Consider the following 19,754-nt stretch of genomic DNA (forward strand, 5'->3'; position numbering starts at 1 on the left):
GGTTTACTGCTCTGCGCGTTACTGTCCTAGGGTTTACTGCCCTGCGCGGGCTACTTGAATTTCGCCCCGACCAGGCCGCGCGTTGCGGCCACCAGTTTCATCGGGTCCTTGGATCCGGTCGGCGGCACGTAGACGGCCACGGACTCGGCGAAGTTCAGGACCATGCCGGTGCTCGTTTCCTTGCCGCCGGCCAGGGCCGCCGCGTCGTTGCCGATCGTCAGCTTGTCGCCAGAGTTCTTCGGCGTGCCGTCCAGGGCAAAATCCAGCCGGCCCAGGACCAGCGCGCCGCCGTCGGCCGTGCGGAACACCACGGTGTCCGCCGGGACCACCTTGTGGGTGAAGGCGAACTTGCCGTTGGCGCCGGACTTCACCACGTCCTTCTGGTAGGCCAGGGTGTCCGCGATGTAGGGCGAGGACTTCCCTTCGATGAGCTTGTCCTTGAAGGTGGAGTCGGCCTTGGTCAGCCGGTCGGCCAATCCGGAGAGTGCTTCCTGGCCGCTGTACAGCAGGCCGGACTTATCCGCGGCGGCCAGGGTTTCGGTGCCCCCGCGGTTGATCCCCGGGAAGGTGGTGCCCGGCTGCAGCGGGGTGGCCCCGACCAGCTTGTAGTTCTCCCGCGGCGAAGCCTGCACCAGGGTCAGCAGTTGCGGAACTACGTTGCCGTCACCCTGGGTCACGGCCATCACGGACCGCGGCCATGCACGCTTGTTGCTGACCACGGTGGTCAGGAGCTTGGTGGCGCGGACCGGCATGCGGGGCTCGTAGCTGCCCACCTTGGAACGGATCTTGTAGTTCTGCTTGCGTACCTCAAGCTCGCTCGCGCCCACGCGGGGCGCCAGCTTGGCGGCGTCCTTGGCCGCGTCGCCGGCGTCGACGGCGCTGGAAACCTGTTCCAGGATGCGGCGGAACTGAGCGTCCAGCAGGACCGGGGCGGCGGCGTCCTCGGCGGCCGAAGAGGCCGAGCCGCTCGGCGACGGCGCGGGGCTTTGGCTGGCCTGCGCCGCAACGCCGGTGCCCGCTACCGCGACGGCGGTGAGCAGCGCCACCGCGCCGGAGCGGCGGCGGACGGCGAACGGGGCCGGCTTGTTCTCTACAGCGCTGCCTGCTGCGTTGCCGCTACGGGCCGGGTTGCCGTCAGCGGCGCCGCCGGCAGGGGCTGCGTTGCCGGCTGCGGACTTGGCCTTGGCTTTCGCCTGGGCCTTCGCCTGGGCGCGGCGGGCAAAGAGGCTGCCCTTCGCAGGGCCGCCGGGGCCGCCGGTGGAACCGTCGGAGCCGTTCCGGTCCTTGGTACCGCGCGCCGGCTTGAGCAGCAGCAGTGCGGCTCCCGCCAGGATCAGCAGTCCGCCCAGCACCATCAGGGGAATAGCCCACGGTGTGGAGGTGTCGTTGGGGAAGGTCATCGAAATCGAGGACGGGGCGGCCTTCTTGCCGTCGGAGGCGAGCAGGAGGGCCCAGTCGCCGTCGGCCGGCGCGGTCCACGAGTAGTCGAGGGTGCCGCTGGCGTTCTCCGTGGTCACCCACAGATCCGACCCGGCCGGTGACGGCGCGGTGGCTTCGCCGTCGGCGTGGTCAAGCTGCAGCGACTTGCCGTCCTCCGAGACGCCGGAGACGGTGTTGTGGGCGGTCTTGCCCACCCACGCGTCGACGTCGTCGGGCCGGCCGGCGGCGAGGATGAAGTTGCCCTCCCCCTTGACCTGGATATTTACCGTGCCGCCGTGCAGGGTGCGCAGTTTCTCGTCAATGACGGTCAACGGGGCAGCGGTCCCGCCGGCGGGCGCGGTGGCGGTGACGGTCTCGGCCGGAGCCCAGACGGTCTTCTGGCCGATGCCTGCCAGCAGTGTCAGGAGGCCGAGCAGCACTAGTGCAACTGCAGTCTTGAAACGCAAAATAATACCTATCATCAGCGGACACGTAGCTTTAACAGTAACCGTTTTGTTACCTGAGAGTCAGATCGGGGACGTTGTCAAGCCCCTCCCCGGCCCCGCCCACCACCGCTGACCCGCCAGTTGACAAGGCGGCTGATAGTGTTTGCGGTGATCATCACACCCGGCACGCAACCGCGGTTTCGCAGGGATTTAACAGAGAAAAAGGGCATTCGACGCAGTGACTGAACCCACGGATTCGTCCCCCGCAGGACAAATCGCCAGCCAGGAATCCGGCAGCCAGCCACACGGTCCGCAGGAGCCTGCCACCCAGCTCTCCACCCCGCGCGCAGCCGCTGCCGGTTTCCTGATGTCCATGGCACGCCGGCTGCGCCAGCCGTTGCCCGGCGCCCAGCCGCGGCTACGTTTCGAGATGCCGCCCGAGCTGCCGCCCGGGCAGGACGAAGAGGTCGAAGCCGGTCCGGACACGGAGAGCACCGCACGGTTCGGCAACCCCGGGCCCCGGATGTCGTCCCAGCACCCGCTCTACGTCGGTTTTATGGGCACGGTCGGCGTCGGCGCGGCCCTGCTGGTGTACTGGATCGGCTCCAACACCACCCAGCTGCTGCTCTGGATTGTCACCGCGTTGTTCATTGCCCTGGGCCTGGACCCGGTGGTGCGCTGGCTCGAAAGCAAGAAGGTGCCGCGGCCGGCGGGAATCCTGGTCTCCGTAGCCGTCCTGGCGCTGGCCGTCACCGGGTTCTTCGCCACCCTGATCCCCACGATCGTCCAGCAGGTGACCCAGGTCGTGCAGGAGGCGCCGCACTGGATCCAGGACTTCATCGACTCCGATTTCTTCCGCACGGTGGACAGCCAGTTCGGCGTCCGCGACCGGATCAGCCAGGAGCTGGAGAAGTTCGTCAACAATCCGGAGGCCATGAGCGGCATCTTCGGCGGCGTCGTCGGCTTCGGCACGACCGTGGCGAACGGCCTGTTCGGCGCCCTGATCGTGCTGGTCCTGAGCCTCTACTTCCTCTCCGCCATGCCGGCCATGAAGAAGTGGGGCTACCGGCTGGCGCCGCGCTCGCGCCGCGCCCGGGTCGAGGCCTTGTCCGAGGAGATCACCGGCTCGGTGGGCAACTACGTCATCGGCCAGGTCTGCGTCGCACTGCTGAACGCCACCTTCGCCTTCATCGTGATGTCGGTCGTGGGTGTCCCGTTTGCCCTGCTGCTCGGCTTTGTCGTGGCCCTGCTCGCCTTTATCCCCCTGGTCGGCGGCATGATTGCCGGGGTCCTGGTCACCCTGATCGCGCTCACCGCGGGCTGGCAGACGGCCGTGGTCTTCGCGATCTGCTACTTCGCCTACCTGCAGTTCGAGGCCTACTTCATCTCCCCGCGGATCATGCAGAAGGCCGTGGCGGTCCCGGGCGCGGTCGCCGTCATCTCGGTCATCGCCGGCGGCAGCGTGCTCGGGGTGCTCGGGGCCCTGATCGCCATCCCCACGGCCGCGGCGGTCATGCTGCTGGTCAAGGAAATCTTCATCGTGCGCCAGGACAAGCACTAGCGTTTTCGCTACGTCAACGGACAGCCGCTACGTGGGCCCGCGTAGCGGCTGTCCGTTTGCGTAGCGGATTTCCGCAGGCGGCGCGTTCAGGCGTGGGCGGTGGCGACCGGGCCGTCCCATTCCTCGGGCAGCGCAGCGGCGGCCCCGCCCGGCAGCACCTCGGCCACGATCTCGTTGAGCACCCGGCCGGCGTACTTCTCCCCCACCCACAGGTGCTTGGCACCGTCGACGCCCACGACGTCGGCGTGCGGCACCAGGCTGAAGCGTTCCGCGGCGGCAGCGGGCTGGAGGTAGTCGTCGTGCTCCGGGACCAGGACCTTGAGCGGCTTGCCGGACGCGGCCCATTCCTTGAGATGGACGTCCGTGGCGCGGTGCAGCGGCGGCGAGAGCAGGATGGCGCCTTCGATTTCGGTGGCCACCGGCTCGGTGGCGCCGTACATCAGCGCGAGTTCGGTGCCAAAGGACCAGCCGACCAGCCAGCGGTTGGGCAGTCCGCGCTCGACGGCGAAGCGCACCGCCGCCTCGACGTCGAGCCGTTCGCCGATGCCTTCCTCGAAGGAGCCCTGGCTGGTGCCGCGCGGCGAGGACGTCCCCCGGGTGTTGAAGCGCAGTACCGCAATGCCGGCAAGGGCGGGAAGGCGGTAGGAGGCCTTGCGGTAGACATGGGAGTCCATGAATCCGCCGTGGGTGGGCAGCGGGTGCAGCGTGATCAGGGTCGCCTTGATGTCGCCGGATTCCGGAACCGCCAGTTCGCCGACCAGCCGGTGTCCGTCTGCGGTGCGGAGTTCCACGTTTTCGCGGCGGGCCGGCAGCACGGTGGAGGCACGGATGGCGGTGGGCGCGGAAGGCTGGCTGAACTCGAAGGACGCCGGGTCGAAAGTCATGCCCTCCAGCTTAGCGAAACCGGGCAGGGTTGGCCGTTTGCGGGCCGTACCGAAGGCCGTCAGCGGTACCGGTAGCTGCGCGAGGTCCAGCAGTTGGAGTGCCAGTGCCGGCGCTCGGCCAGGCCTGCGGCCGCGCCAAAGATGTGATCCTCGGACCAGACCACCAGATGCGCGGTCCCCGGTGGCACACTGGTGTGGCATCCCGGGCAGATATATGTCTTCCCGGCCCGGCTGGCGGAGATCGAGCGGACGACCCATTCGCCGTCGGGCGCGCTCTCGCGCCGCGCAATCCCGGTCCGGGCGCGTTCCAGGTCCAGTTCCGGTGCGGGGCCGGCGGCGTGCTTGCCGGCGGCCCGCCCTGCCCCTTTCCCTCCGCCCTTCCCTGCGGGAGCGTGGCCGGACACGGCGCGGCGGGGACGGTTGGAACGCGGCATGCCTCCATTCTGCCCCAGCCCGGCTGCTCACGCGCCCCGCGGGCCACCGGCCGGCCGCCACGGCTCCCGGAAGCGCCGCACCAGGCGGTAGTGTTGACCGGGTGCGTTTAGTCATAGCCCGTTGCTCCGTAGATTATGTCGGCCGGCTCAAAGCCCATCTTCCGCTCGCCACCCGGCTCCTGCTGGTCAAAGCCGACGGTTCGGTCCTGGTCCACTCGGACGGCGGATCCTACAAGCCGCTGAACTGGATGAGTCCGCCGGCGAGGCTCCGGGTCTCCACGCCGGACGAGGTGGACGTCGAAGTCGGCGTGATCGAGCAATGGACGGTGCAGTCCACCAAAACCGACGACCGGCTCATCATCAACATCCACGAACAGCTGCATGACACCTCGCACGAGCTGGGCGTGGATCCCGGGCTGATCAAGGACGGGGTCGAGGCGGACCTGCAGCGGCTGCTCGCGGAGCAGATCGAGACCCTCGGTGCCGGCTTCTCGCTGATCCGCCGCGAGTACTTCACCGCGATCGGTCCGGTCGACATCCTCGCCCGCGACGCCAACGGCGCCACCGTGGCGATCGAACTCAAGCGCCGCGGCGACATCGACGGCGTCGAGCAGCTCACCCGCTACCTTGAGTTGTTGAACCGCGATCCCCTGCTGGCGCCGGTGCGCGGCATCTTCGCCGCGCAGCAGATCAAGCCGCAGGCCAAGGTGCTGGCGAACGACCGCGGCATCGACTGCGTCACCCTGGACTACGACGCCATGCGCGGCGTTGACGACAGCGAGTCCCGGCTCTTCTGAGACCCTGCCGGGGGCCGCGCCCTAGACTCTGAGAATGAACTTCGAGCCGGCCGGCCGGCACCTCCTGTACGGCACGGTGGTCAGCGACGGGGCCGCGCAGCGTGACGCCGTCGTGGCCGTGGAAGCCGGCCGGATCGCCTACGCCGGAGCAGCTGCCGGCTTCACACCCGGGCCCGCAGGGTTCGGCGGGGTTCCGGCGCTGGAGCTGCCGCCGGGGGCCCTGATCCTTCCCGGCCTGGTGGACCTGCACTGCCACGGCGCCTACGGCGGCGACTTCCCCGGCGGGGAGGAGGCCCCGGCGCGGCAAGCCATCGACTTCCTGCACCGTGCCGGAACCACCACCCTGCTGGCCAGCCTGGTCACCGCCTCCCGGGAGTCGCTGCTGCGCGGGATCGCCCTGCACGCCCGGCTGAGCGGTGAAGGCCTGCTCGCCGGTATCCATTTGGAAGGACCCTTCCTCGCCGCGGCCCGCTGCGGGGCGCAGGACCCGGACTTCCTCCGGGATCCCGATCCGGAACTCCTCGCCGAGCTGGTGGCCGCCGCACGCGGCACCCTCGCCACGATGAGCTTCGCCCCCGAGCTGCCCGGCGCCGAAGCCCTGGCCCGGCAGCTGGCCCGCCACGGTGTGGTGCCCTCGCTGGGGCACACGGACTGCGACGATGCCACGGCCGCGGCGGCCCTGGGCTCCGCCGGGGAGGCTTTACAGGCCGGGGCGCGCCAGGCCGGGGCGCGTCAGGCCGGGGTGCCCACGCGCGGCACGCGGCCCACGGTGACCCACCTCTTCAACGGCATGCCTCCCCTGCACCACCGGGCGCCGGGACCCGTCACCGCCTGCCTGCGCAGCGCGGCCGGCGGGGCCGCGGTACTGGAACTGATCGCCGACGGCACCCACCTGGACCCGGCCGTCGTAGCCACGGTGTTCCAGCTCGCGGGCGCGGCCAACATCGCGCTGGTAACCGATTCCATGGCAGCCGCCGGTCTGCCCGACGGCGCATACGCCCTGGGCAGCTCCGCGGTCACCGTCGCCGCCGGGGTCGCACGGCTCGACGACGGCGGCGCCCTCGCCGGCGGGACCGCCACGATGCTGGACGTGGTGCGCCGCACCGTGGCGGCCGGTGTTCCGCTGACCGACGCCGTCCTTTCGGCCACCGCGGTTCCCGCCGCCGTCCTGGGGCTCGGCGCCGAACTCGGCTCGCTGCGCCGCGGATTCCGCGCGGACGCCGTCGTCGTCAATTCCGGGCTGGACCTTTTCCGGGTAATGCGCTCGGGGGAATGGCTGGATGCGCTTTCCTAATGCGTCTTTCGGCCGGCGCCTATGGGGCCGCGGCCGGCCTCGCCGGCGGCTTTCCAGGGCCGCGAAGTCGTTCATGAACTCTTTACATAAAATTTATGCCATTTATGCGCCGGGCCCGTTGACCTGACGCAGGCGGCGTGAAATTCTTGTACCAGTCTTTGTGTAGGTGTTTTTCATGCTCGCAAGACATGTTGCGAGCGTGAAGCTCCTGCCGCCAAGGCCCGGTCAATCCGGGCGGACGCCACGGTTCTTCTCGCAGAGTGACCAAGGCCGGTGCAAAGTGCGCCGGACTTATTCAAGATCCACAATGAGGAGAATTAAATGGCACAGGGAACCGTCAAGTGGTTCAACGCTGAAAAGGGCTTCGGCTTCATTACCCCGGATGACTCCGACGGCGATGTCTTCGTTCACTACTCCGAAATCCAGACCGGCGGCTTCAAGACCCTCGACGAGAACCAGCGCGTTCAGTTCGAGATCGGCCAGGGCGCCAAGGGCCCCCAGGCTACCGGCGTCACGCTGGTCTAGTCTCCCCGGCAGGACTGCCGCCGGCAGTCCGCTCGGATAATGATCCCCGGCATTATTGCCGGGGATCATTTTTTTGCTGTTGAATGGCGCGCGCCGCCGCATTGTTTGTGGCGTAATGCCGGCGGTCCGCTAAATCGCAGCGGCCTCAGAATTAGCGCACCAGGGTGCGGAGCAGCCGGGCGCTCTGGCGGACCGAAAGGTCCGGAAGGTACGCCCGGCTCAGCGCACGGCCTATCGCGGGCAGCTGCAATGGGTCCTGGTAATACAGGTACAGGGTGCGGTACTCCGGTTTGAACCGTGATTTGAATGCGGCCAGGGACCGGAATCCGTACACCGGCTCCAGCGCCCGGCCCACCACATCGAGTATTCCGGCGAGGCCCTCGCCGTCGCGGGGGCCAGCGCCGTCCGACGGCGGCTCCTCCCTGGCCAGCGGGGAGCCGGAGAGGGAGATCACCTCCACCGAATCACGGAGCTCCAGCACGGCCGAGGCGACCAGGAACTCCATGGCACCGGGAAAAGAATCTCCGCGCCGGCGCATCACATCCAGCGTCCAGCTCACCAGCCGCCCGCCGTCGAAGACCGGCAGCCAGCTGGTCACTCCGTGCACACGGCCCCCGGCGTCCACGGCGAGGCAGCAGAGCACTTCCTCGTCCTCGAGCGAGTCCAGGCTGCCCAGGGTGAATCCCATTTCCGGGACGGACTTGCCGGCAGCCCATTCCTCCGACACCTCGCTCAACTGCGCCCGCAGCGGAGCCGGGAACTCGCGGTAGCGGCCCCAGACGGCGCGGACACCGGTCTTGGCCGCCCGGTTCAGGGCCGTACGCACGTTTTGCCATTCCTTGCCCTTGAAAGTCAGCTCACGGACCGCCAGCCGGGTCTCCAGTGCCACGGCAACGCGGCGGAACCCGCGGGCCTCCAACAGCGGCCAGAGCTCGTCCGTGCACGAATAGAAGCCCGGAATCAGCGCATGCTCGTTGCAGTAGTTCAGGAACTGCAGGGCTGCGTCCGCACGGTGCGCTGCCGGTCCAAAAGGTCCCCCTACCGTGAGCGCGACGTTGCCGTGCCGCTGGTAGGCCACTCCCCCGCGGGCCTCCGGAGCGAACCAGTAGCTGTTCGGCTCCCAGAGCGCCATCCAGGACAGCGAGTCACCGCCCTGCCGGATCAGGGCCCGGGCCACTTCACGGTCCCCGGTCCCGGCGTCGGTGCCGTGGTGCCGGCGGAGCAGGACCAACCAGACACCGGCCAGCGCCACGGCCCAGAAAATGATGCCGGACCAGGCGAAGAGGAAGGCCTCGACCGCATTGCGGTTTTGGAAAACGCGGCTGTAGGTGCCGGGGATGGGCAGCGGCAGGTACTGCCGGGCCAGCTCGGCGGCGAGGCCGAGCCAGCCGCCGTCGCGCTCCAGGCCGCCGGCGGCGAACCATGCCGCGGTGTAGCCGCCCGCAAGCACCAGGAAGGTCCCCGCGACGGCCAGCGCCAGGATACGGCGGGCCCTGCGTGAAGTTTCCACCCGGAACAGGCGCCGGTTGGCAACAAGCAGCAGCACCAGCGCGAGCGGGACGGCCACCAGCGGCAGCACGTGCACAACGGCCGAACCCATAACGGCCGTGTGGGCCCGGGCGGGGTTATGCGGGATCCGGGCGAACAGTGTCAGGTACACGCTGGCCAATGCAGTGACGCCCAGCTGGACCAGGATGGCGATCCGCAGCGCCAGCCGCCGTCCGTGCCGCATGCCGTCGGCGCAAATCAGCAGCAGCACCACGGGAACCACCGCAAGGGCCAGACCCAGCGGGCCGGCGTACCCCTCCCGGCCGGCCCCGAGGCAGCCGATGTCGGCGCCGGCGCCGCAGTTCTGTTCCAGCTGGCCCAAGGTGGGCAGCGGGTTGAGCACCATCTCGCGCAGCAGCGCCAGCGGTCCGGTGGGGCTTCGCACTGCCGCCGTGATGAGCGGACCCACGGCGAAGATGGCCACCGTCAGTGCCAGCAGGTTACGGGTCTCCCGGCCGGTGGAGCGGTGGCGGTGGAGCGTGCCCCTGTCATCCTGGATCCACCAGCCGGCCATGAGTCCGGCCACGGCGCCGGCCAGGCCCACCACCGTCTCAGGATGCCCGACGTACAGCACGAGCAGCAGGGCGGCAGAGACCACTGCGGTGCGCAGCCGCCGCTGCCACAAGGCAGGCAGCAGCGCACAGGCTGCCAGCGTCACAGCGAGGATGGCCGCGTACGGGCCGATCAGCCGCGCCCCGACCATGGCGCCGAGCCAGCCGTCACCGGCGAACCGCGCCAGCTGCGTGGCGAGCAGGAACAGGGTCACGGCCGCGAATTGCCCGGCCGCGAAAAAGACGGCGGTGCGCAGCGACCCGAGCCGGCGTTCGGCAATGCCCAGCAATCCAAGAATCATCAGCGATGCCGCCAGGTAGGCCAGCGGGTTGGTCGCGAAGAACAGCGAGCTGAACATGGTCCACCAGAGTCCGCCCTGCAGCCCCGGGGCGCTGACCGATGCGGCCTCCAGCAGGGACTCCGGCGGGCCGGCAAGGACGCTGCCGGACACCACGCCGGTGGCCAGGAAGGCCGCAAGGAACGCCAGCGAGAAGGGGACCGTCTTCAGATGCCGTCCGATGCGGCGAAAGCCCCGCCTCACCGGGTGATCCCCCACCGCGGAGCCAGGAAATCAAGGCCGCCCCGCAGGCCCCTGGCGGCGACCTCCCAGGAATGTCCGGTGCCGGGGACAATCCGTTCCCGGACCGAAAAACCTGCCGAGCGTGCGGCGCCGGAGAGGACGTGCAGGTACCCGACGAACTGGGTATCCCGCTCGCCGGCGGCGAAGTAGGCGGCGTTGGAGTCAAAACGCTGTTGCTGCATCAGGTGCAGCGGCGTCTGCCGCTCGAAGGCGCCGGTGTCTGCGCCGAACGACGCCTCCACCGTTTTGTGCCGTTCCTTGGCGAGGGCCGGTTCTTCCTCGCTTGAGAAAGCCAGCGCCGCGCTGTAGATGCCGGGGTGCCGAGTCACCATCTGGACTGCACAGGTGGCCCCAAAGGAGAAGCCGCCGGCGGCCCACTTGCGCGGATCCTGATCCACGTCGAGGGTGCCGCGGATCCAGGCGGGCACGTCCCGGGCCAGGAAGGTGTCGGCCTGCGAGATCTTGCTGTCCATGCAGAGCGTATTGCCGTTGGGGCTCCCGTTGGGATCGACCACCACCACCACGGGCGCCACGCCCCGGTGGGCCGCCGCGAAACGGTCCATCCGGCTCCGCAGGGCACCTCCGGTGAGCCAGTCCGCGGGTCCCCCGGGCTGGCCGGCGAACAGCACCAGTACCGGAAGCGCCGGCCGCGGGGAGTCCTGGTAGGCGGGCGGTAGGTACACGTAGGCGTCCCGGCTGCGGAACCCGGACTCGGTGCCGGGGATGGAGGTCTTGCGGACCAGTCCGGCCGCGGGCAGGGGTCCCGACGGCGTCCAGCCGGCCAGGCTCGCGGCCCGCTCCCCCGGCCGCCGCTTGTGTTCGTCGGCGAGGCTTTGGATCCGCGCGACGGCGGAACCGGTGAGGTCGCCGACCGTGTGGTTCAAGCCGAAATACCCGTTGATCTGCACCGCGGAGAGTGCCAGGACGCCGGCGAAGGCGGCAGCGGCCGCCGTCATGGGCAAGCCGGGGCGGGCGGGCCGCGGCCGGGCGCGCCAGTTTCTCCAGGCGCGGTGCAGCGCCAGCAGCAGGGCGGCGACGGCAGGAACGGACCAGCCGAGGACCTCGGACGGAAGCACGTCCGGGAAGACGGCCACGGCGTAGACCAAGAACCAGTGCACGCCCAGGACAAGCGCTGCGGCGGGAACCAGGGCGGCGAGTGCGGCGGCAGCAGCGTGGAGCGCCGGAGTGCGCCGCCGGCCGCGCGGCCAAAGCAGGTACAGGGCGCCCGCGATTCCGGCGGCCCACGCGGCCCACAGCACCGGGCCGTCGACGATCCGGAGGTCCTCGGCGAAACCCACCGGGACTAGCGCCAGGTGCCGACGCCGATGACGGGTCCGGCCTCAAGCCAGGAGGACAGCCCGGTGTAGGCGTCGAACCGCATCGCCAGCAGGACGTCCCGGCCCTCATAGCGCAGTTCCACGATCACGGTCTCGGGCTGCACCTTGACCAGTTCGGATTCGGTCGGTTCACGCCGGCCCAGCAGTTCGAGCGAGCTGCGGCGGAAGGTGTGCTTCGGCCGCACGCTCAGCGAGGCGAGGCGGAACCACTCCAGGTCGTTGTCCTGATAACGACAAACCCCCATCTGCCAGCTGTTTCCAGCCACGCAGATGGAGGCGTCCACCGTGCCCAGGGCGCGCCGCAGATTGAAGCGGCGCACCCCGGAAAGGCACAGTGCAAAGACCAGCAACGCAAACACGGTTGCCAGGACGATGAACGGAAAACCAGTAACGTTCATCAAGGTCGGGCTAGCGGATCCCCGCAGTAGCCGCGTCGCCCATTTGGGCGTTGTCAGCAACAATGACGACCCTGTTGTTGTCCACGGAGAAGAACCCGCCGTCGACGACTACAGCAATGCGGTCACCGGACACCGGCTCAATCGCCAGTTCACCTTCGGCCAGAATCGCCAGCAGGGGCGAGTGGCCGGGCAGGATTCCGATTTCACCATCGCTGGTGCGGGCCTTGACCATCTTGGCCGCTCCGGACCACACGAAGTGGTCCGCTGCGACAATCTCAACCTCAAGCTCAGCCATATTACTTGGTCTGTTCCTGGATCTTGGCCCACTGGCGCTCTACGTCATCCAGGCCGCCGACGTTGAAGAACGCCTGCTCTGCGATGTGGTCGAGGTCGCCGTCGCAGATCGCGGTGAAGCCTTCCACGGTGTCCTTGATGGACACGGTGGAGCCTTCGACACCGGTGAACTGCTTTGCCGTGTAGGTGTTCTGCGAGAGGAACTGCTGAATACGGCGTGCACGCGACACGACGATCTTGTCCTCTTCGGAGAGCTCATCGACACCGAGGATGGCGATGATGTCCTGGAGTTCCTTGTTCTTCTGCAGGATCTGCTTGACGCGGACGGCCGTGTTGTAGTGGTCGTGGCCGATGTACTGCGGATCCAGGATGCGCGAGGTCGACGTCAGCGGGTCAACGGCCGGGTACAGACCACGGGAGGCGATTTCACGGGAAAGTTCCGTGGTCGCGTCGAGGTGTGCGAAGGTCGTGGCCGGAGCCGGGTCGGTGTAGTCATCTGCGGGAACGTAGATGGCCTGCATCGAGGTGATGGAGTGGCCCTTGGTGGACGTGATGCGCTCCTGCAGGAGGCCCATCTCGTCGGCCAGGTTGGGCTGGTAGCCCACGGCCGAAGGCATGCGGCCGAGGAGGGTGGAAACCTCGGAGCCTGCCTGGGTGAAGCGGAAGATGTTGTCGATGAAGAGCAGCACGTCCTGGTTCTGCACATCGCGGAAGTACTCCGCCATGGTCAGTGCGGACAGGGCCACGCGCAGACGCGTTCCCGGCGGCTCATCCATCTGGCCGAAGACAAGGGCGGTGTCCTTGAGGACGCCGGCCTCTTCCATTTCAACCCAGAGGTCGTTGCCTTCACGGGTACGCTCGCCAACACCGGCGAACACCGAGGTGCCACCGAAGTTGCGGGCAACACGGGTGATCATTTCCTGGATCAGCACGGTCTTGCCGACGCCGGCACCACCGAACAGACCGATCTTGCCACCCTTGATGTACGGGGTGAGGAGGTCGATCACCTTGATGCCGGTCTCCAGCATCTCGGTCGAGCCTTCCAGCGTTGCGAAGGCCGGAGCCTTGCGGTGGATCGGCCAGCGTTCGCTGATCTGCAGCTCGGACTCGGTCACGTCCAGGGGCTGGCCCAGCACGTTGAAGATGTGGCCCTTGACGCCGTCGCCGACGGGCACGGAAATCGGGGCACCGGTGTCCACCACGTTGGTGCCGCGGACCAGGCCGTCGGTCGCCTGCAGCGAGATGGCGCGGATGAGGTTGTCGCCGAGGTGCAGCGCAACTTCGAAGGTGATGGTCTTGGTCTCACCGTTGAGAGTAATCTCCGTGGTGAGTGCGTTGTAAATCGAGGGGATTGCGTCAGCCGGGAATTCGACGTCGACAACCGGGCCAATAACACGTGCAATACGGCCGGTGGCACCGGACGTTGCGGCTACGTGTTCGGTAGCAGTGGCAGTCATCTCTCTCACTTCACTCAGTAGATGGCGTGGGCGGTTAAGTTTGTTCTTTGGTGCAGGTACAGCTGGGTCCGTAGCGGGCCGGCTAGGACGCGTTCAACGCGTCGGCGCCTGCCACGATTTCGGAAAGCTCCTGCGTAATTTCAGCCTGGCGGGCAGTGTTGCGCAGACGCGTGTACTTCTTGATGAGCTCCGTAGCGTTGTCACCGGCGGATTTCATTGCCCGCTGGCGGGCTGCGAGCTCGGAAGCTGCGGCCTGCAACATGGCGGCGAAGATACGTGACTCGATGTAGCGCGGCAGCAGGGCATCGAGAACCTGCTCCGCCTCCGGCTCGAATTCGTACAGCGGCAGGAGCTCCGATTCGGAGGCAGCCTGCTCTTCGACGACCTCAAGCGGGAGCAGGCGGATGACCGTCGGCTCCTGCGTCACCATGGACTTGAAGCGGGTGTACACCACGTGGATCTCGTCGACGCCGCCCTCTTCGTAGGCCGTGGCGAAGTCCTCCAGCAGTGCTTCGCCGACTTCCCGCGCCGTCTCGAACTGCGGTGCGTCCGTGTTGCCGGTCCACACACGCTCGTAGGGGCGGTTCCGGAAGTCGAAGTAAGCCTGTGCCTTGCGGCCCATGACGTACGTCTTGACTTCCTTGCCTTCCTCGTGGAGCAGCTCGGTGAGGCCTTCGGCCTGCTTGAGCACGGTGGCCGAGTAGGATCCTGCAAGGCCGCGGTCGGAGGTGATGACCAGGACGGCGGCGCGGCGGATCTGCTCCGGCTCGGTAACCAGCGGGTGGTCGATTTCGCTCTGGCTTGCGACAGCAGAAACGGCACGCGTGATCGCGTTTGCGTAAGGCAGTGAAGCCGCTACGCGTGCGCGGGCCTTGCCGATGCGCGAGGTAGCGATCAGTTCCATCGCCTTGAAGATCTTGCGCATCGACGTCGTCGAGCTGATCTTCTGGCGGTAGACCCGGATCTGGGCTCCCATACTTATCCTTTCCTAAGATCCCGGTGGCCGGGACTGCCGGAACCCGGTGGGGTTCCGGCAGTCCCTGCCAGCGAAACTAGCGCTTCTGCTTGACGATTTTTTCCTGGTCGACCTTGTCCTCGTCGATCGGGGCGTACTCCTCGTGCCCCGCACCGACCAGGTAGCTGTCGCCCTCGCCGAAGAAACCCTTCTTGAAGTCCACGATCGCGGTCTTCAGCGCCTCTGCCGTGTCGTCGTCCATGACGTTGGTCTGGGCCAGCGTCGTCAGGATGGAGGACTTGTGCTTGAGGTGCTCCAGGAACTCGGTCTCGAAGCGGTTGATGTCTTCAACCGGAACGTCGTCGAGGTAGCCGTTGGTGCCGGCCCAGATGGAGACGACCTGGTTCTCGACCGGGAACGGCGAGTACTGGCCCTGCTTGAGCAGTTCCATCAGGCGTGCGCCGCGGGTCAGCTGCTGGCGCGATGCCGCGTCGAGGTCCGACGCGAACATTGCGAACGCCTGCATGTCGCGGTACTGGGCCAGTTCCAGCTTCAAGGTACCGGAGACCTTCTTCATCGACTTCACCTGCGCGGCACCACCAACGCGGGACACGGAGACACCCACGTCGACGGCGGGACGCTGGTTGGCGTTGAAGAGATCCGACTGCAGGAAGATCTGGCCGTCGGTGATGGAGATGACGTTGGTCGGGATGTAGGCGGACACGTCGTTCGCCTTGGTCTCGATCAGCGGCAGTCCGGTCATCGAGCCTGCGCCCAGTTCGTCGGAGAGCTTGGCACAACGCTCCAGCAGACGGGAGTGCAAGTAGAAGACGTCGCCGGGGTAGGCTTCGCGTCCCGGCGGGCGGCGCAGCAGCAGCGACACCGCACGGTAGGCCTCGGCCTGCTTGGAGAGGTCATCGAAGACGATGAGGACGTGCTTGCCGCCGTACATCCAGTGCTGGCCGATGGCCGAACCGGCGTACGGTGCCAGGTACTTGAAGCCGGCGGGGTCGGACGCCGGGGAAGCCACGATGGTGGTGTATTCCAGGGCGCCGTTGTCTTCCAGCGTCTGGCGGACGGCCGCAATCGTGGATGCCTTCTGGCCGATGGCGACGTAGATGCAGCGGACCTGCTTGTTCACGTCGCCCGAAGCCCAGTTGGCCTTCTGGTTGATGATCGTGTCGATGGCGATCGCCGACTTGCCGGTCTGGCGGTCACCGATGATCAGCTGGCGCTGGCCGCGGCCGATCGGGATCATGGCGTCGATAGCCTTCAGACCGGTCTGCATCGGCTCGTGGACCGACTTGCGCTGGGTCACGCCGGGCGCCTGGAGTTCCAGGGCGCGGGTGGTCTCGGCCTTGATATCGCCAAGGTCGTCGATGGGCTGGCCCAGGGGGTCAACCACGCGGCCGAGGAAGGCGTCGCCGACCGGAACAGAGAGAACCTGTCCGGTGCGGTGCACTTCCTGGCCTTCTTCGATGCCGGTGAAGTCACCGAGCACGATGACGCCGATTTCGCGGACGTCAAGGTTCTGGGCCAGGCCCAGCGTGCCGTCTTCGAAGCGAAGCAGCTCGTTCGCCATGACCGAGGGAAGGCCCTCAACACGGGCGATGCCGTCACCTGCGGTTGTTACGCGGCCAACCTCTACGCGCTCTGCGTTTCCGGGTTCGTAGGACGCCGCGAACTCGTTCAACGCATTACGGACGTCGTCGGCGTTGATGGTCAATTCGGCCATCTGCAGTCCCTGCTCTCCTGTTTTCGTGATCATCGTTGCTCACGATGACCGGGGTTTCTTGTCGGTAAGTTGTGCTTGTCCGGCTAACTAAGCAAGCTGACGCTGGAGCTGGCCCAGACGGGCGAGGACCGAAGCGTCAACCACTTCGTCGCCGATCTGGATCCGGATACCGCCGATCAGTGCCGGGTCAACGTTCATGTTGATCTTCAGCTCGCGGCCGTAGAGGGCGTTCAGGCCCGCCTGCAGACGGTCAGCCTGCGCCGCCGTCAACGGACGGGTGACGCTGACCGTAGCGATCCAGCGCTGCTGGCGCTTGGCTGCAAGCTCGGCAAAACGGCTGACGAGCTTGGTGGCCTTGAGCCCGCGGGGCTGCGAAACTGCCTGTCCGATAAGGACTTTCGCTTCCTCGCTTGCGCCGGGAACGAGCTTTTCGGCGAGGGCAATCTTGGCCGCCGGGCTCGCTTGCGGCTCGGACAGAGCACGCTGTACCTCGTGGCTGGAGTCCACGGCATGGTTGAAGGAGAACAGATCGTTCTCCAGCTCTTCCAGTCCGGTGATTCCCGAGGCAGAGACGGCCGACTTGTTTTCAGCAACGGCAATTACCACCGAAGCGGCAAGAGTCTCGAGTGCATCGCCGATGTCCCGGGCCGACGCCCAGCGCGAGCTGGCCAGCCCGCCCGCGATCTCCGCAGCGTCGGCGGAAACTTTCCCGCCGAAGAGCTGCTTGACCAGCGCCGACTTTTCGTCACCGCTGCGGGACGGGTCGGTCAGGGCACGGCGCAAGCCAGCCGAGCTGTCCACCGTTCCCAGGATTCCGAAGAGTTCCTTTGCCAACTGCAGCGAGGCGTTGGGAAGCTTGGCTTCCAACGCGACCAAGGCCGCCGTCAGCGATTCGCTCGATACACCTGCCATTACTTAGCTGCACCTGCGTTCTGGTTCTCCAGATCTGCCAGGAAACGGTCAACCACACGGGCCGAACGCGCGTCGTCAGTGAGCGACTCACCAACAATGCGGCTCGCCAGCGTGGTTGCCAGCGTGCCAACCTCCGAGCGGAGCGACACGACGGCCGCCTGGCGCTCGGACTCGATCTGCGCGTGCGCCTGGGCGGTGATGCGGGCAGACTCTACGGCTGCCTTCTCCTTCAGATCCGCAAGGATCTGTGCGCCTTCGGCGCGGGCTTCCTCGCGAATGCGGTTGGCCTCGGTGCGGGCATCGGTGAGCTGCTGCTTGTACTCTTCGAGGGCGGCGGACGCCTCTGCCTGGGCCTGCTCGGCCTTGGCAATGCCGCCTTCGATGGCCTCGGCTCGCTCTGCGAAGGTCTTCTCGAACATCGGGACCACAAGCTTGATCACGATGCCCATGAGGACAGCAAAGCTGATGATGACAACGAGCATTTCCCAGATGTTGGGGACCAGGGGGTTAGCGCCCTCTGTGGCGGCTGAGACAATCAGCTGCTTCATAATTCCCGTCCTTATCTACTAGGTTCTGGATGTTCGCTTGTTCTGAAGTTCAGACTAGAGAACGAAAGCGAAGACCAGGCCCAGGATGGCGAGGGCTTCAGTCAGCGCGAGGCCAAGGAATGCGATCGGCTGCAGGACGCGCTGGGCTTCCGGCTGACGTGCCACGCCGTTGATGTAAGCGGCGAACACGAGACCAACACCGATACCACCGCCGATTGCGGACAGACCGTAACCTACGAGGTTGAGATTGCCTTCCATTTTTTTCCTTTCAAGATGCCATCTATGTGGCAGGTTGTTTGGTTTGCTTCATCCCCGCGAGGGGAAGATTTGGGAGCCTAGTGGCTGTCCGCGTGCAGAGCGCCTTCGATGTAGATGGCAGTCAGCAGGGTAAAGACGTAAGCCTGCAGCGCCATGATCAGCGCTTCCAGCATGTACATGGCGATCGCGCCGACCAGGACCAGGACCGAGGTGCCCTTCAGGAGCACGTTCTCCTGCATGACCAGGTACTCGATGCCGGAGCCGGCAATCATCACGATCAGGTGGCCGGCCAGCATGGTGGCGAACAGACGGAGGCTGTGCGTGACCGGGCGGACCAGGAAGTTGGAGATGATCTCGATCGGGATAACGATCGGAAGGATGTAGACCGGGACGCCGCTCGGAACGGTGGCCAGCTTGAAGTAGCGCAGGCCGTTCTTCTTGATGCCGATCGCGATCCAGGTGACGTAGACGATGCCGGCGAGCACATAGGCTCCGCCGACGTGCGAGAAGCTCGGCAGCTGGATCACGGGGATGGCGCCGTAGATGTTGTTCACCAGGATGAAGAAGAAGAGGCTGAACAGCAGCGGGACGTACTTCATGAAGTCTTTGCCGCCGATGATGTCCTTGGCGATGCCGTTGCGGACGAAGCCGTAGGCGGCTTCACCCGCGAACTGCAGCTTGCCGGGAACGAGCTGCTGCTTACGCGCAGCCAGCACAAAGAACGTGGCGATAATGACGACCGAGAGGATCACCAGCAGCATCTGCTTGGAGAATCCTTCGGCCGCACCCCAGGGCAGGATAGCCGGCAGGTGCATTTCTTCGATTCCAGGCGGCGTGAAAGTTCCTGAATCTTGGGCCGGGAGCGCAAGCGCGATCAACGCGTTTCCTCTCTGCAGTGTCCATCATTGGGCGTCGGTCGGGGACCGGCGACAATTACGTCGGCCTTTCCCCCTGTGAAATTATTTGGCATTACTGTTCCTCGTCCTGGGACGGGCCACCTGCAGGATTGTCTTCACCGGTTGATGTGCGCGAACTGGTGAGGCCATGCATATGAGAAAGATAGAACCCGCCCGCAGCTCCAAGCAGGGCGCCTGCGAGCACAATCCAGCGGGTTCCCCACAGATTATCCAGACCCCACCCTATCAAACTCCAGACGATGATTCCGCCAACAATGTAGCTGAAGACGGCGATCCCGGCGTTGTATCCGCCGTCGGCGCCGTCGCTTGATACACCGGGAGCGCCGTCGGTTGTTTTGGGGGTCCGTAGCGTGTTGGCGGGAAGGTGGCTGCGCTTGTTTTTGCGGTTACGCATCGGTTCCGCCTTCCGGGATTTCGGGGTCGTTGTAGATCTGCAGCCGTGCCTTGCCGAAGCCATAGATCTCGGCCGCCTGCCAGAGGACCACCGTGACGACGGCGCCGATCAGGAACCAGCGGCCGGACAGCCAGGCGGGCGCGCCAATGGCAAACAGCACCACGGCGAAGCCCACGACTTTGATGAAGTAGGTGGCAACGAAAAGCCCGATCGCCCCGGAGGAATGGTTGCGGCCGCCGAAGTGGCCGACCAGCAGGCTGATGGCGAAGAAGACCATCACCAGTACGCCGCCGAAGAGGGCCGACAGGGCCGCTTCGAGTCCGTCAAGGAACAGCGCGGCGACTCCGGCCAGCAGCAGGGCGGTGCCCGCGGCCGCCGCACTGAGGGCGAGCAGCTTCAACCAGAGCGAGGTGGTGGGGCCGGAGCCGCCAACGGAACCGCTGCCGGACGTGCGTCCGGAATCGGCGTTGGAGGTCATGGGATCCCAATCGTCGCAGGTGGTGGGGGCA

At 66.7% G+C, this 19,754-nt stretch carries 20 protein-coding genes; 4 read left to right on the top strand and 16 right to left on the bottom strand.

Annotated features, from left to right (window positions below):
* Nucleotides 1-50: 50 nt before the first annotated feature.
* The gene (locus tag AC1MED_RS12155) at nt 51-1,901 is read right to left on the bottom strand and encodes a hypothetical protein (protein ID WP_479783494.1); all 1,851 of its coding nucleotides are present in this window, start codon (nt 1,899-1,901) and stop codon (nt 51-53) included.
* A gap of 202 nt (nt 1,902-2,103) precedes the next feature.
* Here AC1MED_RS12155 and AC1MED_RS12160 point away from each other — a divergent pair, with 202 nt between their 5' ends.
* Nucleotides 2,104-3,426, top strand: coding sequence for an AI-2E family transporter (locus AC1MED_RS12160; RefSeq protein ID WP_479783496.1), 1,323 nt, complete (start codon nt 2,104-2,106; stop codon nt 3,424-3,426).
* An 86-nt stretch (nt 3,427-3,512) separates the two neighbouring features.
* On the opposite strand, the gene AC1MED_RS12165 is transcribed toward AC1MED_RS12160, so the two are convergent.
* Both AC1MED_RS12165 and AC1MED_RS12170 read right to left on the bottom strand, forming a co-directional pair.
* Complete coding sequence (locus AC1MED_RS12165) at nt 3,513-4,310, bottom strand: alpha/beta hydrolase (RefSeq protein WP_479783498.1); 798 nt, start codon at nt 4,308-4,310, stop codon at nt 3,513-3,515.
* A gap of 59 nt (nt 4,311-4,369) precedes the next feature.
* Nucleotides 4,370-4,744: an ATP/GTP-binding protein gene (locus AC1MED_RS12170; protein WP_346959176.1), complete on the bottom strand. Its 375-nt coding sequence runs from the start codon at nt 4,742-4,744 to the stop codon at nt 4,370-4,372.
* A gap of 101 nt (nt 4,745-4,845) precedes the next feature.
* On the opposite strand from AC1MED_RS12170, the gene nucS reads away from it, so the two are divergent.
* From nucS to AC1MED_RS12185, 3 genes are all read left to right on the top strand, one after another.
* Entirely contained in the window at nt 4,846-5,541 is a 696-nt protein-coding gene (gene nucS / locus AC1MED_RS12175) for an endonuclease NucS (RefSeq protein WP_479780957.1), read from the top strand.
* A 34-nt stretch (nt 5,542-5,575) separates the two neighbouring features.
* Nucleotides 5,576-6,835, top strand: a complete 1,260-nt coding sequence (locus AC1MED_RS12180) for an N-acetylglucosamine-6-phosphate deacetylase (protein ID WP_479783500.1) — start codon at nt 5,576-5,578, stop codon at nt 6,833-6,835.
* A gap of 321 nt (nt 6,836-7,156) precedes the next feature.
* The gene (locus AC1MED_RS12185) at nt 7,157-7,360 is read left to right on the top strand and encodes a cold-shock protein (protein WP_011692441.1); all 204 of its coding nucleotides are present in this window, start codon (nt 7,157-7,159) and stop codon (nt 7,358-7,360) included.
* A gap of 151 nt (nt 7,361-7,511) precedes the next feature.
* On the opposite strand, the gene AC1MED_RS12190 is transcribed toward AC1MED_RS12185, so the two are convergent.
* From AC1MED_RS12190 to AC1MED_RS12250, 13 genes are all read right to left on the bottom strand, one after another.
* Complete coding sequence (locus tag AC1MED_RS12190; protein WP_479783502.1) at nt 7,512-10,001, bottom strand: bifunctional lysylphosphatidylglycerol flippase/synthetase MprF; 2,490 nt, start codon at nt 9,999-10,001, stop codon at nt 7,512-7,514.
* Entirely contained in the window at nt 9,998-11,338 is a 1,341-nt protein-coding gene (locus AC1MED_RS12195) for an alpha/beta hydrolase (protein ID WP_479783504.1), read from the bottom strand. Before AC1MED_RS12195 ends, AC1MED_RS12190 begins: the two co-directional genes overlap by 4 nt.
* A gap of 5 nt (nt 11,339-11,343) precedes the next feature.
* Nucleotides 11,344-11,775, bottom strand: a complete 432-nt coding sequence (locus AC1MED_RS12200) for a DUF2550 domain-containing protein (protein ID WP_346959171.1) — start codon at nt 11,773-11,775, stop codon at nt 11,344-11,346.
* Nucleotides 11,776-11,785: 10 nt separating this feature from the next.
* Nucleotides 11,786-12,070 (bottom strand): F0F1 ATP synthase subunit epsilon, encoded by a 285-nt coding sequence (locus tag AC1MED_RS12205; RefSeq protein ID WP_104172348.1) that lies wholly within the window; start codon nt 12,068-12,070, stop codon nt 11,786-11,788.
* A 1-nt stretch (nt 12,071) separates the two neighbouring features.
* Nucleotides 12,072-13,526: a F0F1 ATP synthase subunit beta gene (gene atpD, locus AC1MED_RS12210; RefSeq protein WP_138768903.1), complete on the bottom strand. Its 1,455-nt coding sequence runs from the start codon at nt 13,524-13,526 to the stop codon at nt 12,072-12,074.
* Between the two features lie 82 nt (nt 13,527-13,608).
* Nucleotides 13,609-14,502 (bottom strand): F0F1 ATP synthase subunit gamma, encoded by an 894-nt coding sequence (locus AC1MED_RS12215; protein WP_346959170.1) that lies wholly within the window; start codon nt 14,500-14,502, stop codon nt 13,609-13,611.
* A gap of 76 nt (nt 14,503-14,578) precedes the next feature.
* Complete coding sequence (atpA, locus tag AC1MED_RS12220; protein WP_346959313.1) at nt 14,579-16,216, bottom strand: F0F1 ATP synthase subunit alpha; 1,638 nt, start codon at nt 16,214-16,216, stop codon at nt 14,579-14,581.
* Between the two features lie 87 nt (nt 16,217-16,303).
* The gene (locus AC1MED_RS12225) at nt 16,304-17,128 is read right to left on the bottom strand and encodes a F0F1 ATP synthase subunit delta (RefSeq protein ID WP_346959169.1); all 825 of its coding nucleotides are present in this window, start codon (nt 17,126-17,128) and stop codon (nt 16,304-16,306) included.
* Nucleotides 17,128-17,676: a F0F1 ATP synthase subunit B gene (locus AC1MED_RS12230; protein WP_479780964.1), complete on the bottom strand. Its 549-nt coding sequence runs from the start codon at nt 17,674-17,676 to the stop codon at nt 17,128-17,130. The genes AC1MED_RS12225 and AC1MED_RS12230 overlap by 1 nt, the downstream gene beginning before the upstream one ends.
* Before the next feature lie 54 nt (nt 17,677-17,730).
* On the bottom strand, nt 17,731-17,934 hold the full coding sequence (gene atpE, locus AC1MED_RS12235) for an ATP synthase F0 subunit C (RefSeq protein ID WP_009356484.1): 204 nt from the start codon (nt 17,932-17,934) through the stop codon (nt 17,731-17,733).
* A gap of 77 nt (nt 17,935-18,011) precedes the next feature.
* On the bottom strand, nt 18,012-18,812 hold the full coding sequence (gene atpB / locus AC1MED_RS12240; RefSeq protein ID WP_346959167.1) for a F0F1 ATP synthase subunit A: 801 nt from the start codon (nt 18,810-18,812) through the stop codon (nt 18,012-18,014).
* A gap of 91 nt (nt 18,813-18,903) precedes the next feature.
* On the bottom strand, nt 18,904-19,245 hold the full coding sequence (locus AC1MED_RS12245; protein ID WP_346959166.1) for a hypothetical protein: 342 nt from the start codon (nt 19,243-19,245) through the stop codon (nt 18,904-18,906).
* On the bottom strand, nt 19,238-19,723 hold the full coding sequence (locus AC1MED_RS12250) for a hypothetical protein (protein WP_479783506.1): 486 nt from the start codon (nt 19,721-19,723) through the stop codon (nt 19,238-19,240). Before AC1MED_RS12250 ends, AC1MED_RS12245 begins: the two co-directional genes overlap by 8 nt.
* Nucleotides 19,724-19,754: the final 31 nt, after the last annotated feature.

Source organism: Arthrobacter sp. BI5, assembly GCF_056680065.1.